This is a genomic window from Caniella muris (assembly GCF_943193035.1).
Lineage (GTDB): Bacteria > Actinomycetota > Coriobacteriia > Coriobacteriales > Atopobiaceae > Granulimonas > Granulimonas faecalis.
In genome coordinates this window covers 404,058-419,745 of the sequence record NZ_CALPCK010000002.1, presented here as the reverse complement: position 1 = coordinate 419,745, position 15,688 = coordinate 404,058, and the positions used below count along the sequence as shown (strand labels likewise).

General features: G+C 71.9%; 11 protein-coding genes. 4 read left to right on the top strand and 7 right to left on the bottom strand.

Translation table 11 applies throughout. The annotated features are described in order from the left end of the window. Positions 1–136: 136 nt before the first annotated feature. Together NFR49_RS08970 and NFR49_RS08965 are read right to left on the bottom strand one after the other, a co-directional pair. Positions 137–4,744 carry a 2-hydroxyacyl-CoA dehydratase gene (locus tag NFR49_RS08970; RefSeq protein WP_251159254.1) on the bottom strand — a complete coding sequence of 1,536 codons (4,608 nt, stop codon included), beginning with the start codon at positions 4,742–4,744 and terminating at the stop codon, positions 137–139. Then, positions 4,734–5,426 carry a TetR/AcrR family transcriptional regulator gene (locus tag NFR49_RS08965; protein ID WP_251159253.1) on the bottom strand — a complete coding sequence of 231 codons (693 nt, stop codon included), beginning with the start codon at positions 5,424–5,426 and terminating at the stop codon, positions 4,734–4,736. Before NFR49_RS08965 ends, NFR49_RS08970 begins: the two co-directional genes overlap by 11 nt. Positions 5,427–5,787: 361 nt before the next feature. On the opposite strand from NFR49_RS08965, the gene NFR49_RS08960 reads away from it, so the two are divergent. Then, positions 5,788–6,633, top strand: coding sequence for an ABC transporter substrate-binding protein (locus NFR49_RS08960; RefSeq protein ID WP_251159252.1), 846 nt, complete (start codon positions 5,788–5,790; stop codon positions 6,631–6,633). Between the two features lie 101 nt (positions 6,634–6,734). Here the strand turns inward: NFR49_RS08960 and NFR49_RS08955 are convergent, their stop codons facing one another. Continuing rightward, a complete protein-coding gene (locus tag NFR49_RS08955) occupies positions 6,735–8,630 on the bottom strand; it encodes a RecQ family ATP-dependent DNA helicase (RefSeq protein WP_251159251.1) in 1,896 nt (631 codons plus the stop codon). A 208-nt stretch (positions 8,631–8,838) separates the two neighbouring features. On the opposite strand from NFR49_RS08955, the gene NFR49_RS08950 reads away from it, so the two are divergent. The 3 genes from NFR49_RS08950 (at position 8,839) to NFR49_RS08940 (ending at position 12,251) form a co-directional block, all read left to right on the top strand. Further along, the gene (locus NFR49_RS08950) at positions 8,839–9,303 is read left to right on the top strand and encodes a hypothetical protein (protein WP_251159250.1); all 465 of its coding nucleotides are present in this window, start codon (positions 8,839–8,841) and stop codon (positions 9,301–9,303) included. A gap of 200 nt (positions 9,304–9,503) precedes the next feature. Next, positions 9,504–10,868 carry a PFL family protein gene (locus tag NFR49_RS08945; RefSeq protein ID WP_251159249.1) on the top strand — a complete coding sequence of 455 codons (1,365 nt, stop codon included), beginning with the start codon at positions 9,504–9,506 and terminating at the stop codon, positions 10,866–10,868. A gap of 99 nt (positions 10,869–10,967) precedes the next feature. Next, positions 10,968–12,251, top strand: coding sequence for a class A beta-lactamase-related serine hydrolase (locus NFR49_RS08940; protein ID WP_251159248.1), 1,284 nt, complete (start codon positions 10,968–10,970; stop codon positions 12,249–12,251). A gap of 10 nt (positions 12,252–12,261) precedes the next feature. On the opposite strand, the gene NFR49_RS08935 is transcribed toward NFR49_RS08940, so the two are convergent. The 4 genes from NFR49_RS08935 to NFR49_RS08920 all read right to left on the bottom strand — a co-directional run bounded on the left by NFR49_RS08935 (position 12,262) and on the right by NFR49_RS08920 (position 15,538). Then, on the bottom strand, positions 12,262–12,735 hold the full coding sequence (locus tag NFR49_RS08935; RefSeq protein WP_251159247.1) for a hypothetical protein: 474 nt from the start codon (positions 12,733–12,735) through the stop codon (positions 12,262–12,264). Between the two features lie 11 nt (positions 12,736–12,746). Next, positions 12,747–13,187: a LytTR family DNA-binding domain-containing protein gene (locus NFR49_RS08930; protein ID WP_251159246.1), complete on the bottom strand. Its 441-nt coding sequence runs from the start codon at positions 13,185–13,187 to the stop codon at positions 12,747–12,749. A 123-nt stretch (positions 13,188–13,310) separates the two neighbouring features. After that, a complete protein-coding gene (locus NFR49_RS08925; RefSeq protein WP_251159245.1) occupies positions 13,311–14,261 on the bottom strand; it encodes a DNA/RNA non-specific endonuclease in 951 nt (316 codons plus the stop codon). Next, positions 14,258–15,538 (bottom strand): DNA recombination protein RmuC, encoded by a 1,281-nt coding sequence (locus tag NFR49_RS08920; protein ID WP_251159244.1) that lies wholly within the window; start codon positions 15,536–15,538, stop codon positions 14,258–14,260. The genes NFR49_RS08925 and NFR49_RS08920 overlap by 4 nt, the downstream gene beginning before the upstream one ends. Between the last annotated feature and the right edge of the window lie 150 nt (positions 15,539–15,688).

The following is a 15,688-nucleotide window of genomic DNA, read 5'->3' as shown; positions in this document are numbered from 1 at the left end:
ACCCGGGCATCGGGCCCCTGCGGCCCGATAACGCCGAGGGGGCCTCCCGAGACGTCTCGGGAGGCCCCCTCCTGCCAAGGTGCGCGTGAAACGAGCCGGGCGGCCAAAGCCAGGCGGCGCGGGCCGGGCGGCGCCGTCAGTCGCGCACGGCGGCCTCGGCCCGCTCGGCCCGCCCGGCGGCCCGCTCGGCCGCGGCGGCGCGCTCGGCGGCCTCCGCCTCGGCCTGGGCGATGAGCTCCAGCTGCTCGCGGGAGAGGTGGATGGGCTCGGCCGCCGTCATGTGGCTGTGGCAGAGCGAGGTGGCGTGGCGCGGGGCGGCGTCGAGGCCCACGGGCGCCCCTCCCCCGTTCTTGAAGTTCTCCTTGGCCACGCTGATCATGAGCTTGATGCGGTTGAGCTGGTTGACCTCGGAGGCGCCGGGGTCGTAGTCCACGGCCACGATGTTGCTCTCGGGGTGCATCTGGCGCAGGCGCTTGATCACCGACTTGCCCACCACGTGGTTGGGCAGGCAGGCGAAGGGGCTCGCGCACACGATGTTGGGGCAGCCCTCCTCGATGAGGTCGCACATCTCGGCGGTGAGGAGCCAGCCCTCGCCCATGGTGTTGCAGAGGGAGAGGATCTCCTCGGCCTTGGCGGCCATGTCGAAGATGTCGGGGTACGGCTGGAAGCGCGTGGTCTCCTCGAGCATGCGGTTGATGGGCGCGCGGAAGGCCTCGATGGCCTTGATGCCCGCCATGTGGGTGGCGCGGCGCTTCATCGAGCTGCCGAGCTCGCCCCTCATGTTGATGGGGCTCGTGAGGCCGAAGAGGAAGAAGTCCACGAGGCCGGGCACCTGGGCCTCGCAGCCCTCGGACTCGATGACCTTGACCACCTCGTTGTTGGCCGTGGGGTGGAACTTGACGAGGATCTCGCCCACCACGCCCACGCGGGGCTTGGAGCGGTCGTTGACCAGCGGCAGGAGCTCGAACGCGTCGATGGTGCGCTGGCACAGGCGGTAGAACGACCTGCGGTCCATGGTGGGCATGGCCCGCTCGGCCTCGTCCATGATGAGGGAGAACAGGGCGTCGGCGCTGCCGGGTTCCTCCTCGTAGGGACGGCAGCGGTAGAGCAGCTGCATGATGAGGTCGCCGAAGAGCAGGGCGTAGAGGGCCTTGACGACCACGGCGGGCTTGAGCAGCTCGAAGCCGGGGTTGTCCTCGTCGAGGCCGCCCGCCACGGCGAGGCTGATCACGGGGATGTGGCCGTTGCCGGAGTCCTTGAGCGCCTTGCGGATGAGGGCGATGTAGTTGGTGGCGCGGCAGCCGCCGCCGGTCTGGGTGATGAGGACGGCCGTGCGGTCAAGGTCGTACTCCCCGCTCTCGATCGCCTCCATGATCTGGCCGGTGACCAGGATCGACGGGTAGCAGATGTCGTTGTTCACGTACTTGAGGCCGGCGTCCACGGCGCCGCGGTCCACCGACGGCAGCAGCACCATGTTGTAGCCCGCCGCCTTGATGATGGGCTCCACGAGGGCGAAGTGGATGGGGGCCATCTGCGGCACGAGGATGGTGTAGCCCTCCTCGCGCATCTCCTCGGTGTAGCGGGGCTTGGGGAACGCGGCGCTGCCGGCCTCCCGCTCCACGGGCACGGCGTCGGCGCCGAACTCCTCCTCCAGCCCGGCGCGCTGCTCCTCGAGCGCGGCCATGAGCGAGCGCACGCGGATGCGGGCGGCGCCCAGGTTGGAGACCTCGTCGATCTTGAGGCAGGTGTAGACCTTGCCGCCCGCCTCGAGGATCTCCTGCACCTGGTCGCAGGTGAGGGCGTCGAGGCCGCAGCCGAAGGAGTTGAGCTGGATGAGGTCGAGGTCGTTGCGGCCGGCCACGAAGCGCGCGGCACGGTAGAGGCGGGAGTGGTACATCCACTGGTCCACCACGCGGATGGGGCGCTCGGGGCGGGTGCGGTGCGCCACGGAGTCCTCGGTGAGCACGGCGAAGCCGAACGAGGAGATGAGCTCGGGGATGGCGTGGTTGATCTCGGGGTCGTTGTGGTACGGGCGGCCGGCGAGCACGATGCCGTGGGCGTCGTTGCGCTCGATCCAATCAAGCGCCTCGTCGCCGGCGTCGGCCATGGCCCGCTTGAAGTCGAGGTCGGCCTGCCACGCGGCGTTGACGGCGGCGTCCACCTCGGCGCGGGTGATGTGGGCGCCGCGCACGCGGCCGCGGCCCTCGGCGGCGTCGGCCTCGCGCTGGACGGAGACCACCTCGTAGAGGCGGCGCTTGAGCTCGCGCCTGTCGTCGTAGGGCAGGAAGGGCGCCAGGTACTCCACGGAGGGTGAGGAGAGCTCGTCGACGTTGAGCTCCAGGGCCTGGGGGTAGCTCATGACGATGGGGCAGTTGTAGTGGTTGCCGGCGGTCTCGTCCTCCTGGCGCTCCCAGCGCACGCAGGGCATCCAGATGAAGTCGACGTCCTTGCCCAGCAGGTTCATCACGTGGCCGTGGGAGAGCTTGGCCGGGTAGCAGACGGACTCCGAGGGCATGGACTCGATGCCGGCCTCGTAGGTGGCCTTGGTGGAGTCGTCCGACGGCACCACGGCGAAGCCCAGCTCGGTGAAGAACGTGTGCCAGAAGGGGTAGTTCTCGTACATGTTGAGGGCGCGCGGGATGCCCACGGTGCCGCGGAACGCCTCCTCGCGGGACCAGCCCGGGCGGTCGAACAGCAGGCGGTTCTTGACCTCGAAGAGGTTGGGGGCGGTGCGCTTGGCCTTGGAGCCGCCGGCGCCCTTCTCGCAACGGTTGCCGGTGATGAAGCGCCGGCCGCCGCCGAAGTCGTTGATGGTGAGCAGGCAGTTGTTGGAGCAGCGGCCGCAGTGGGCGTTGACGTGCCTCACCTTGAGGTTGTCGATCTCGTCGCGGGAGAGCAGCGTGGAGGTGCCGTCCTCGCCGGCGCGGTCGCGGGCGAGCAGGGCGGCGCCGTAGGCGCCCATGCACCCGGCGATGTCGGGGCGGATGGCCGTGCGGCCGCAGAGCTGCTCGAAGGCGCGCAGCGTGGCGTCGCTCATGAAGGTGCCGCCCTGGACCACGACCTTCCGGCCGATGGACTCGGCGTCGCGCATCTTGATGACCTTGAACAGCGCGTTCTTGATGACGGAGTAGGACAGGCCCGCGGCGATGTCGCCAACGGTGGCGCCCTCCTTCTGGGCCTGCTTCACGCGGCTGTTCATGAACACGGTGCAGCGGCTGCCGAGGTCCACGGGGGCCGTCGCGCCCACGGCCGCGGCGGCGAAGTCGCGCACGTCCATGCCCATGGAGTCGGCGAAGCTCTCGATGAACGAGCCGCAGCCGCTCGAGCAGGCCTCGTTGAGCATGATCGACTCGATGACGCCGTCGCGCACGCGCAGGCACTTCATGTCCTGGCCGCCGATGTCGAGGATGAACTCCACGTCGGGCACGAACGCCTTGGCGCCGCGGAGGTGGGCCACGGTCTCGATCTCGCCGGAGTCGGCCTTGAGGGCCTCGATGAGCAGGGCCTCGCCATAGCCGGTGGTGGTCACGTGGCCGACGACCGCGCCCTCGGGCAGCGCGTCGTAGAAGTCGTCCATGATGACGCGGGCGGTGCCGAGCACGTCGCCGTTGTTGTTGCCGTACCAGGTGCGCAGGAGCTGGCCGTCCTCGCCCACCATGGCGGCCTTCATGGTCGTGGAGCCGGCGTCGATGCCGATGAACACACGGCCGCGGTAGCCCTCGAGGCTGCCCTTGGGGACCACCTCGGCGCCGTGGCGGGCGCGGAACTCCTCGAGTGCCCCCTCCGTGGCGAAGAGCGGGGGCAGGCGCTCGACCTCGGAGCCCTGGGTGGAGCCGAGGGCGTCGAGGGAGGCGATGACGTCGTCGAAGGTGACGAGCCTGTCGTCCTCGCCGGCCATGGCGGCGCCGGAGGCCACGAAGAGGTGGGCGTTCTCGGGCACCACGCGGTGCTCCTCGTCGAGGTCGAGGGTCTCATAGAAGCGCTCGCGGAGCTGGGAGAGGTACTGCAGCGGGCCGCCGAGGAAGGCGACGTGGCCGCGGATGGGGTGGCCGCAGGCCAGGCCCGACACGGTCTGGTTGGCCACCGACTGGAAGATGGAGGCGGCGATGTCGGCCGGGGCGGCGCCCTCGTTGAGCAGGGGCTGGACGTCGGACTTGGCGAAGACGCCGCAGCGGCTCGCGATGGGGTAGATGTGCGTGGCGTCGCGGGCCAGCTCGTCGAGGCCGGAGGCGTCGGTGTGGAGCAGCGACGCCATCTGGTCGATGAACGCGCCCGTGCCGCCGGCGCAGGTGCCGTTCATGCGCTGCTCGACGCCGTTGTCGAAGTAGATGATCTTGGCGTCCTCGCCGCCGAGCTCGATGGCGCAGTCGGTCTGGGGGATGAGCGTCTCGACGGCGCGCTTGGAGGCGATGACCTCCTGGACGAACTCGAGGTCGAGCCACTGGGCCAAAAGGAGGCCGCCGGAGCCGGTGATGGCCACGCGCATGGGGGCGTCGCCCACGTGGGCGCGGGCGCGCTCGAAGAGCTCCTTGGCCGTGGCGCGGATGTCGGTGTGGTGGCGCTGGTAGTTGGCGTAGACCAGCTCGCCGTCGGCGTCGAGCACGGCCACCTTGACGGTGGTGGAGCCGACGTCGATACCGAGGCGGAGGTCGGTGCCGGAGAGGTCCAGCGGCTCGGAGGGGGCGAGCTCGGCGCCCTCCTCCCTCAGGGAGTACCGGCCGGTGGATGCGTTCTTATCGCTCATCTGCGTCCTCCAAAGATGCCATGAGGGCCAAGCCGTACATGGGGATGTTCATGTCGTAGGAGTTGCCGTACAGGTCGCCGGGTCGCACGAACATGAGCAGGGTCATGAGGCGGGCCATGGAGCCCACGGGCTCCGCCATGCCGCCCTGGAGCCAGCGCTCCAGCACCCCGCACTCCGCGCTCACGGCGAAGGTGACGTAGTAGTCGAAGAAGGCGCCGAGGGTGCGGCCGTCCAGGCCCTCGAGGGCCCGGGACGCGAAGGCGTCGTGGAGGGCGGCCTTGAGGCGCTGCATGAAACTGGGGTCGCCGCCGGGGCCCAGGAGCGGGACGAGCAGCGCGCTGCGGTCCCTGAAATAGGAGAGGAGCTCCACCGACCCGGGCACGGGCTCCAGGGCGTCGCAGGCCGAGAAGACCTGCTCGAGGTGGTTCTCGGCCACGGCCTCGGCGAGGCGCACGACGTCGGCGAGGGTCTCGTCCTCCACCTCGGCCACGAGGTCGTCGATGGAGCGGTAGTGGGCGTAGAAGGTGCGTCGGGTGAGGCCGGCGCGGTCGCTCACCGAGGTGACCGTGACCCGGGCGAGGTCCCCCTGGGCCACGAGGTCGGCGGCGAGGGCGTCGCGAAGGAGCTCGCGGGACCGCACGCAGCGTGGGTCGGCGGCGTTGGACTGGCTGGTTCGGGGCAAGGGCCCTCCTGACCGGTTTCTTATACACGGTGTGCAATACTGCACGGTCCGTGAAGTATTGCACATGCCGTGCAAATGGTTCCCCAAAAATCGCCGCGGCATACCAGTGGACCGCCGTCCCACCACCCGGACACTTCTGTCCCAATGGTCGGGCACTTCTGTCCCAGCCGCCTGGGGCCTCCGACCGTTCGGAGGATATCTATGCACTCATTCGCGTATTCGCCCGGACAATGTGTCAAAAAACGTGTATTAGGCCACTTTCTATAACAAGACTGTTTCAAGGTGCCCCTTTAGGGGAGCACTCCCCCGCACCCGTGTCAGCATCCTCCTCACGCCCGACGCGACAGCACAAGGAGCAACCATGAAGAAGAAGCCCCACCTTTCCACCGTGCTCGGCTGCATGCTGGCAGCCGTGCTCGCCGTGACCCTCGTGGCCTGCGGCGGCTCGCCCTCCCCGTCCGGCTCCTCCGCCCAGGAGCCCGACACCTCCACGACCGACGACTACGCGCTGGTCGAGGACGGCAAGCTCACCATGATCTCCAACTTCTACTTCCCGCCCTTCGTCTCGATGGGCGCGGAGAACGGCGGCGACTTCGAGGGCTTCGACGTCGACGTGTACAAGGCGGTCTGCGACAAGCTCGGCCTCGAGCCCAACATCCTGCCCTCCGTGCAGTTCGACACCATCGTCCCCACCATCAAGCAGGGCGGCAAGGCCGACGTCTCCATCGGCGCGGTCACCATCACCGACGAGCGCCTGGAGGAGGTCGACATGACCGACCCCTACATGGACTCCAACCAGGCCATCGTGGTCAAGAAGGGCGCCACCGCCACCGACGTGGACACCCTCAACGTCGCCGGCACCCAGGTGGCCGTGCAGTCCGGCACCACCGGCGAGTCCTGGGTCAAGGAGAACCTGCCCAACGCCACCTGCGTGCCCCTGGACGACATCATCCAGTGCCTCACGGGCCTGCAGAGCGGCCTCTACAACGCCGTGGTGTGCGACCTGCCCGTGGCCCAGTACGAGATCAAGATCGCCTACTCCGACCTCGAGGTGACCACCGAGATCCCCACCGGCGAGCAGTACGGCATCGTGGTGTCCAAGGACAACCCCGGCCTCACCGAGAAGATCAACCAGGCCCTCAAGGACCTCGAGGACGACGGCACCATGGACAAGCTCGAGCAGAAGTGGTTCGGGACCACGCTGTAAGGCCCCACGGCACCCGGAGCCCGGGTCCCAACGTCATAGAAAGCGGTTCGAACGCCCGCCCGTATCCGACGATACGGGCGGGCGTTCCCGTGCGGCCGCCGTCACCCCGCGGCCTGGCGCACCGCCTCAAGCAGCTCGTCGCCGTAGCGCTCCACCTTGCGGCGGCCCATGCCCGGCACCTCGAGGAGCTCCTCCCGGGTGGTGGGGCGCCTGCGGCAGATCTCCTCCAGGGCGGCGTTGGTGGCAACGACGTAGGCCGGGGAGTCGCCGGCGAGCTCGCGGCGCACGTCGCGCAGGCGCTGGAAGAGCGCCTCGTCCACGGGACCGCCGCCCGAGCCGAAGGCCCTCCCCCGCCCGAAGCCGCCGTGCGCGGCCGACGCCCCGCGCGCCCCGAGGGCCAGCATGAGCGGCTCCCGGCTGTGCAGGTAGGCGGAGCCCTCCTCGGTGAGGTACAGCACCGGGCGCTCCTCGGCGGTGAAGGCGAGCAGGCCGCGGTCCACCAGCACGTCCACCAGGCGGTCCACGCCGGCGGTGCCTGCCGACGAGAGCAGCCCGTAGGTGGAGAGGCGGTCGAGCCCGCGGTCCAGGATGTCGGCGGAGTGCGAGCCCGTGAGCACGGCGCTCACCCGGGCGCGGCCCTGCAGGCGCCCCTGGCACTGCAGCCGGGCCACGCAGGAGAGGACCTTGAGGGCGTCGGTGGTGCGGTCCTCGTCGGCCGTGCCCGCGGCCGCCCGGGCCTCGGCGTCGCGGCACACCCCGCAGGCCTCCACGCCGGGCCCGCAGCGGTCCGGGGCCTCCTCGCCGAAGTACGCGAGGATCCGCTGGCGCAGGCACCGCTCGGACACCGCGTAGCGGCGCATGGCCTCGAGCCTGCCGTAGGCGGCCTGGAGCCGGGCCTCGGCCCCCGGGTCGCCGTCTGCGGCCTCCGACCCGTGGGAGATGAGGAAGCGCGCCGTCTGGAGGTCGGCCTCCCGGTAGAGCAGCACGCACTCGGCCGGCGAGCCGTCGCGCCCCGCGCGGCCGGCCTCCTGGTAGTAGGCCTCGAGCGTGAGGGGCAGCGAGCGGTGCAGCACGTAGGAGACGTCGGACTTGTCGATGCCCATGCCGAAGGCGTTGGTGGCCACGACGCAGCAGCAGCGGTCGTGGGTGAAGTCGTCCTGGGCCTGGGCGCGCTCGGCCTCGGCCATGCCGGCGTGGTAGCGGGCGGCGCGGACCCCGGAGGCCCTGAGCGCCTCGTGGAGGGCGTCCACCTGCTTGCGGGTGGCGCAGTAGATGATGCCCGAGGCGTCGGCGTGGGCACGCACGTAGGAGACGATCCAGTCGGTGCGCCGGCGCTCGTTGGAGAAGCGCTCGCAGGAGAAGGCCAGATTGGGGCGGTCGAAGCTCGCCACCACGCGGAGGGGGTCGACGAGCCCGAGCGACGCCGCGATGTCGGCGCGCACGGCGTCGGTGGCCGTGGCGGTGAGCGCGAGGATGGCCGGGCGCGAGCCCTGGGCGGCGGCCACCGCGTCGACGGCGTCGCGGATGCGCAGGTAGTCGGGGCGGAAGTCGGCGCCCCACTGGGAGATGCAGTGGGCCTCGTCCACGGCCACGAGGGGGCAGCCGCGGCGCGCCACGGCGGCGGCGAGGCGCGGGTCGCCCAGGCGCTCGGGGGCCACGTAGAGGAGGTCGAGGTCGCGCGCGACGCGGGCGAGGACGTCGGCCTGCTCGGCGGCAGAGAGCGTGGAGTTGAGGTAGGCGGCCTCCACGCCGCAGGCCTCGAGGGCGGCCACCTGGTCGGCCATGAGGGAGATGAGCGGCGAGACCACCACGGCCACGCCGGACAGCAGGATGGCCGGCACCTGGTAGCAGATGGACTTGCCGGCGGAGGTGGGCATGACGGCGAGGGCGTCGCGGCCGTCGAGGGCGGCGCCGACGACCTCGCGCTGGTGCGGCCTGAACGAGTCGTACCCGAAGACGTCCTTGAGCACGTCCTCGGGCGTTGACGCGTGGGTCATGGGGCTCCTCTCGCCGGGTTCCGCCGGGCCATCCAGTGTAGGTCATGGGGACCGCGCCACGGTGGAATCGCACCACGGTGGCGCGTCCCGGATGGTTGCGGGGATGCTGTGGAGCGACCCATGAGTTAACCGGAGTTAACGGTTTGCTGGTAGGTTGGGCCCCACCGTAAACGAGTTGGCCGAGACTAACAAAAGGGAAGGTGTGCCCATGAACGCCGCAGAGAACGCCCATGCCGTCGCCGTCGCCGCCCGCGGGGCGGCAGGGCCCGGCCGCGCCGCCAGCCGCCGGGGGCGGCGCCGGGCGGCGAGCCCCCTCACCGGCGCCCTCGTCGTGGCCACCGTCACCTGCGCCCTCTCCCCCGCCCTCGGCGCCCAGACCCACAGGTTGTGCGGCATGGCGCTCGTCGTCCTCGCCGTCGCGCACCTGGCGGCGAGCCGCAAGGGGGTCGCGTCGCTCGTGCGCGGGGCCCGCACCGAGGCGTCTGCGCGCCGGCGCCTCGCCATGGGCTGCGCCCTCGCCGCCCTCATGGTGCTCACGGTGCTCGCGGCCACCCCGCTGGCGTGGGCGCCCCTGGGCGGGCGCGAGGCGGCGCAGGCGGCACACCGGGTGCTCGGCGTGGCGTGGGCGGCCCTCATCGCCTGCCACGGCTGGATCAGCCTGCGCCGCCGCTGAGCCCCCCTCGCCCACCGGCACGGCACGGGTGCGGCCGAAGCGGTTCGGACGTCGCGGCCGCCCGGCGGGCGCACGGCGGCGGGGCATTGAGATCGTAATAGGCGAAGTGACAGATGGGCCAGGCACCGCCGCCACATCCCGCGTGACGGATGCGTCCTCGTATACAATGGCGGGACCGCAACGCCGAGAACGGAGGCCCCATGTCCATCACGCCCGAGGAGGTCTTCGAGACCCTCAACATGGTCTCGCAGCAGAACCTCGACATCCGCACCGTCACCATGGGCATCTCCCTGGGCTCGTGCGCCGACCCCTCCATGGACGCCCTCTGCTCCAAGGTCTACGACCACGTGTGCCGCACGGCGGAGCGCCTCGTCCCCGTGGCGGAGTCGCTGGAGCGCGAGTACGGCATCCCCATCATCAACAAGCGCGTCTCGGTGACACCGGTGGCCCAGGTGGCCGCGGCCTGCCCCGACGAGGACCTCACCCCCGTGGCCCACGCCCTCGACCGCGCGGCGGAGACCCTCGGCGTCGACTTCATCGGCGGCTTCTCGGCCCTCGTCCAGAAGGGCGTGGGCGACTCCGACCGCCGCCTCATCCAGTCCATCCCCGAGGCCCTGGCCGGGACCTCCCGCGTCTGCTCGAGCGTCAACGTGGCCACCCTGCGCGCGGGCATCAACATGGACGCCGTGCTGCTCATGGCCGAGAAGATCTTCGAGTGCGCCGAGCTAACCCGGGACGAGCAGTGCGTGGCCGCCTCCAAGCTCGTGGTCTTCGCCAATATGGTGGAGGACTCCCCCTTCATGGCCGGCGCCGTCCACGGCACGGGCGAGGCGGACGCCGTGATCAACGTGGGCGTCTCGGGCCCCGGCGTCATGGCCGCCGCCCTCGAGCAGCTGCCCCCCACCGCGAGCCTCAACGAGGTGGCCGAGCGCATCAAGGAGACCGCCTTCAAGATCACCCGCGCCGGCGAGCTCATGAGCCGCGAGGCCGCCAGGCGGCTCGGCGTGGCCAAGGGCATCGTCGACCTCTCGCTGGCCCCCACCCCCGCCGTGGGCGACTCCGTGGCCCGCATCCTCGAGATCATCGGCGTGGGAGAGTGCGGCGGCCCGGGCACCACGTGCGCCCTGGCCCTGCTCAACGACGCCGTCAAGAAGGGCGGCGTCATGGCCAGCTCGAGCGTGGGCGGCCTGTCGGGCGCCTTCATCCCGGTGTCGGAGGACGCCGACATGATTCGCGCCGCCCGCGACGGCGCCATCTCCCTCGAGAAGCTCGAGGCCATGACCTGCGTGTGCTCCGTGGGCCTCGACATGATCGCCGTCCCGGGCGACACCACGGTGGAGGCCCTCGCCGGCATCATCGCCGACGAGATGGCCATCGGCGTCATCAACAACAAGACCACGGCCGTGCGCATCATCCCCGCCATCGGCAAGGAGGCGGGAGACACCCTCGTGTTCGGCGGCCTCTTCGGCGAGGCGCCCGTCATGGCGGTGAACCCCCACGCAGGGACCGTCCTCGCCCACCGCGGGGGCCACTTCCCCGCACCGCTCAACAGCCTCAAGAACTAGCCCGGGGGACAGGCCCTGGCGACGGGCCGCCGACCAACGCTATGCTGTGGCCCCGAACAGGCGCCACACACGAGGGGCATGAGGCCCGGGGAGGTTTCCATGGCCCGAACTTCCAGAGAGCGGCCGTCAGCGGACCGCGACCGCCCCGCCGGCGACAGGCGCCGCGACGCCGCACCCGCCCACGGCAGGCCAGCGGCCGACGCGCGCACCTCCTCCCGAGGCGACCGCCCCGCCCACGGCGGGCGCCGCACGGGGTCGGTGGCGGCGTCGGCCGCCCACCGCGCGGCCCGGGCCGAGGCCCGCCAGGGTCGGGCCCACGGCCGCGGCACGGGGCCCGCGCTCCCCGGCGCCCGTGCGCACCGGGGCCTCACGGGGCCCGGCACCCGACGCCGGCCGTCCCTCCCCCTCCTCAGGAGCGCCGTCGGCCGCCCCGCCGCGCCGGCGCGCGCCCTCCTCTGGGCCGCGGTGGCCGCGGCCGTGACGGCCGCGGCGCTCGTGGCGTCGTGCGTGGCCGGCAACGCCGAGGCCGCCCGCCTGGCCCCGGCGCGCACGGCGACGATGTCCGCCGCTGCCGCCGGCCCCCACGACCTCCTGCAGGGGGCGGCCTCCACCGCGACGGCGGCCTCCGACCTCGTCCAGGCGGTCTCGGCCATCCAGGGGCAGGGCGACACCGTGGGCTGGTACCTATGCACCACCGACGGCACGGTCATCTCGGCCCACAACGAGGACACCGCCTACTACGCGGCCAGTGCCATCAAGGGCCCCTACGTGCTCTCGGTCCTCTCCGACGAGGGCTCCGGCGCGCCCGGCGCCCTCTCCGGCTCCGTGGCCAGCGCCATCGTGGACTCCGACAACAACTCCTACTACCGGGTCAAGAGCGCCTTCGGCACCGACCGGATCAACGAGTGGCTCGAGGCCGCCGGGTCCGACGAGACCCTCGACGAGGACGCCGGCTCCTACGTGGACCTCACGCCCCGCCAGCTTGCCGGCCTCTGGGTGCAGGCCTACCCCTACATCCAGGCGCAGGACGCCGAGGGGGACACGTTCGCCGCGTCGGTCTTCTCGGAGCCCGCCAACAGCGTCATCCCGTCCCTGGAGGGTGTCACCGCCAGCTGGTCCAAGCCCGGCTGGATCGCCGTGGAGTCGGAGTCGTCCACCGTCAACGCCGGCGTGGTGGAGCGCGGCGACACGGCCTACGTCATCGCCGTCATGACCGACGACGGGGACGACTTCGAGCGTCTCGACCGGGTGGTCGTGGCCCTGGACGCCATCGGGCGGCTGGCCGCGACCGAGGCGGCCGGGCAGGTGGCCGCGACCGATGCGACCGGGCGGCTAGCCGTGACCGACGCGGTCGGGCAGCTGGCCGTGACCGAGGCGGGGTAGCGGCGCGCGCTCAGGGGCGCCCACCCTTCCAGCGGTCGAGGTGCTCGGCGAGGCGCCGCTCCTCGACGCGCTCCCGCACGGCCTGCACGACGCAACCCGCCACGAGACCGCCCAGGTAGAACGCCGTGAACATGGCCCAGGCCCCGGGACGGTCCACAGGGAACCAGCGGCACGCCGCGGCCACCCAGGCGAGCAGCCCGTAGAACCCCACGCCGAAGAGCAGCACGCGCACCGGGTACGGGACACCCCGGATGAGGACGTCGGTGAAGAAGACCGCCTGGAGCGCGGCCCCCGCGGCCGAGGCCGCCAGGAGCGACCAGCCGTAGGCCACCCCCGCCGCGCCCGCGACCGTCCCCACCGTCAGGGCGACGGCGCACGCCACGGTGAAGATCACGCAGGCCCTGACCGCGACCGACGAGAGCACCGACGGCCACGACGGGCGCTCGGCCCCGTGGGGGGCCCGGCCGTTCCTGTCCGTTGCCATGACTTGCCTCCTCACTCCATGCCGAGGGCGCGCTTGAGCGGCCTCACAAAGCTGCGCGAGACCTGGAGCTCCTCGGCGGTGTCGAGCACGGCGCGGAGCCGGCCGTTGATGTCGGGCCGCAGGGCGGCCACGTGGGAGAGGTTAACGATGCACGACCTGGACGCCCGCACGAAGCCGACGTCGCCCAGGCGGTCCTCGAACTCCGCGAGGGTGAGGCGACTCTCGAGCACCCGGTCGGCCGTGTAGGCGAAGCAGCGGCGGTCGACCGACTCCACGAAGCGCACCTCGGAGGCGGGGACCACGTACGTGGTCCCGTCCTCGACGCCCACCACGGTGCGGTCGAGGATCCTCAGACGCGCGACGAGGTCGGCGACCTCCTGGTCGAGCCGGGCGCAGCCGATGCGCACCACGGTCTCGGTGAACGCCGGGTCCTCGACGATCTCGACCCTCATGGGCCCTCCCTTCCTCGGCACCCACGGTGCCACGGACGCGGCCCGGGACCCGCGGCGCCGGCACGAGACGTCGTCATGGGCGCGCAAGATGCGCCCCGGCGCCCCGTGGTGTCGCGGCGCGGCTCACGGCCTGCAGGTGCCGCAGGGCTCGTAGCCCTCCTCGAGGAGGTCGGAGCGGTCGCCGGAGAAGTCCTCCAGGTTGGCCGCCGACGCCGAGGAGAGCCCGGGACAGTCGGGCCGGTGGAACCGCCTCGAGCGCACGTTGAGCACGTAGTCGCCCCGCTCGGTGCCGCCCGCCGGGGGCAGCGCCGCCACGGCCTCCCCACGGGTGCCGTCGGCCTCCGACTCGCCGGTGGCGTAGTCGATGGAGACGCCGGGCTCCACGTTGTGGCAGAAGACGTCGAACGACAGCTCGCCGTCGCCCTCCACGCAGCGGGCCTCCAGGCGCACGCCGCGGCAGACCTCCTCGTCGCCCACGAAGACGGGCGTGGCCCGGTAGAGCACGTGGTGGGACGTCCTGCGCACGTGGTCTGCCACCGAGGTCTCGTAGGGCACCATGGACCCCGCGTTCATGGTCCGGGTGCCGGTGACGAGGTTGCGCTCGTTGGCGTCCTCGCCGGTGAGGCTCCAGGCGATGAGGTGGCAGCGGTTGTAGAGCATCTCGCCGTCCACCCACGGGTAGCTCGCCTGGCGCCAGCCCGTGGGGCGCACCTCGGAGATGGCCCCGCGCTCGCCGGCGGGCATGGTCTCCTCGCACACGTTGGCGTAGGCGGCGCCGCAGCGGCCCTCGCCGTCCAGCGGCGCGTATTCCTCGAAGGGGTCCGTGCGGCCGTCGTCGGCTCCGAAGTCCGCCTTGCCGTCGCCCACGGGGACCACGAGGTCGCCCTCGAAGACGGGCACGTCCTCGATCCGCCCGTCCGCCGAGAGGCCCACGGGCTCCGGCTGCGGGCGGAGCAGGGCGCCGGCGCGCCAGGCGAGGCCGGTGCCGGGAAGGAAAAGGACCGCGGCGAGGGCGACGAGACAGACGGCCCAGAGGAGCCGCAGCCGCCCGCGGCGCGCCGTGCGGCGGCTCACAGCCCCTCCCCGCCGTCCCCGTCCCCGGCGCTTTCGCCCAAGGCGTCGGCGGGCGCCGCGGGGGCGCCGTCGGTGAGGGTCACGGAGCGCAGGGTGCGCTCCATGGCGTTGGTGCGGGTGGTGATGATCTTGTCCACGGCGTCGCCGGCGAGGTCGATGCGGCGCTTGGCCTGGCGCAGGGCGTCCTGGTAGCGGGGCAGCTCGGCGCGCACGGCCTGGAGCACGGCCATGACCTCGTTGGTCTGGCGCTGGAGGGCGAAGGTCTGGAACGAGAGCTGGAGGCTGTTGAGCAGCGCGGCCATGGTGGACGGCCCCGCCACCACCACGGAGTGCTCGCGCTGGAGCCGCTCCACGAGGCCCGGGGTGGAGACCACCTCGGCGTAGAGGCCCTCGAAGGGCAGGAACATGATGGCGAAGCCCGTGGTGGCCGGCACGGCCAGGTACTTGGAGGAGATGTCCCTGGCCTCCTGGCGGATGCGCGCCTCCAGCTCCTTGCGCGCCTTGGCCGCGGCCTCGGCGTCACCCGCCCCCTGGGCGTCCGCGAGGCGGGCGTAGAGGTCGCCGGGGAACTTGGCGTCGATGGGGAGCAGGACCGGGTCGCCGCCTTCCACAGGCACCTTGACGGCGAACTCCACGCGGTCGCGGCTGCCGGGCTTGCAGGCCACGTCGCAGGCGTACTGGTCGGGTGCCAGGACCTCGGACAGGATGGCCCCCAGCTGCACCTCGCCCAGGATGCCGCGGGTCTTGACGTTGGAGAGCACCCGGCGCAGGTCGCCCACGTCCGACGCCAGGGCCTGCATGGAGCCGAGGCCGCGGTGGACCGACTCCAGCTGGTCGCTGATCTGGCGGAACGACGTGGCCAGGCGGTCGTTGAGGGTGCGCTCGAGCTTCTCGTCGACGGTGGCGCGCATCTGCTCGAGCTGGCGCGCGTTGTCCTCGCGGATGGAGGAGAGCTGCCCCACCACGGTGTCGGTGGTGCGGGCCAGCTGCAGGCCCACGGTGGACGACATGGCGTCGAGGCGGCCGTCGACGGAGCTGAGCCGGGAGGCCACGTCCTGGCGCAGGGCCTCCATGGAGCGCAGGCCCTGGCCCTGGGCGCCGTCCACGCGGGCGAGCGACGAGGCGAGCGAGCCGGCGTCGTCGGCCTGGCGGCGCCCGAGGTCGGACACCGCGGCGGCGGCGGAGCCGGCGGCCCGGGCGGCGCGCGCGGCCACGAGGCAGGCGGCCACGGACGCGGCGGCGGCCACGACGGACAGGAGCAACACGAGGACGTCCATGGGACCCCTTTCGCGACGGTTTGAGGGCCTGCCCATCATGGCACGGACGCGGCGGGGCGCAGTGCGCCAAAAGGGCCCTCCCAAAATGAACCTGATTGATTCCTGTAATTTTACTTCTATACTGATGGATAGGACCTCCCCTCCCGGACG

What these genes read in the sequence shown, in the direction of transcription:
- NFR49_RS08970 (WP_251159254.1), bottom strand. Translation starts at nt 4,744, where the DNA reads ATGAGCGATAAGAACGCATCCACCGGCCGGTACTCCCTGAGGGAGGAG.
- NFR49_RS08955 (WP_251159251.1), bottom strand. Translation starts at nt 8,630, where the DNA reads ATGACCCACGCGTCAACGCCCGAGGACGTGCTCAAGGACGTCTTCGGG.
- NFR49_RS08960 (WP_251159252.1), top strand. Translation starts at nt 5,788, where the DNA reads ATGAAGAAGAAGCCCCACCTTTCCACCGTGCTCGGCTGCATGCTGGCA.
- NFR49_RS08935 (WP_251159247.1), bottom strand. Translation starts at nt 12,735, where the DNA reads ATGGCAACGGACAGGAACGGCCGGGCCCCCCACGGGGCCGAGCGCCCG.
- NFR49_RS08945 (WP_251159249.1), top strand. Translation starts at nt 9,504, where the DNA reads ATGTCCATCACGCCCGAGGAGGTCTTCGAGACCCTCAACATGGTCTCG.
- NFR49_RS08920 (WP_251159244.1), bottom strand. Translation starts at nt 15,538, where the DNA reads ATGGACGTCCTCGTGTTGCTCCTGTCCGTCGTGGCCGCCGCCGCGTCC.
- NFR49_RS08940 (WP_251159248.1), top strand. Translation starts at nt 10,968, where the DNA reads ATGGCCCGAACTTCCAGAGAGCGGCCGTCAGCGGACCGCGACCGCCCC.
- NFR49_RS08950 (WP_251159250.1), top strand. Translation starts at nt 8,839, where the DNA reads ATGAACGCCGCAGAGAACGCCCATGCCGTCGCCGTCGCCGCCCGCGGG.
- NFR49_RS08930 (WP_251159246.1), bottom strand. Translation starts at nt 13,187, where the DNA reads ATGAGGGTCGAGATCGTCGAGGACCCGGCGTTCACCGAGACCGTGGTG.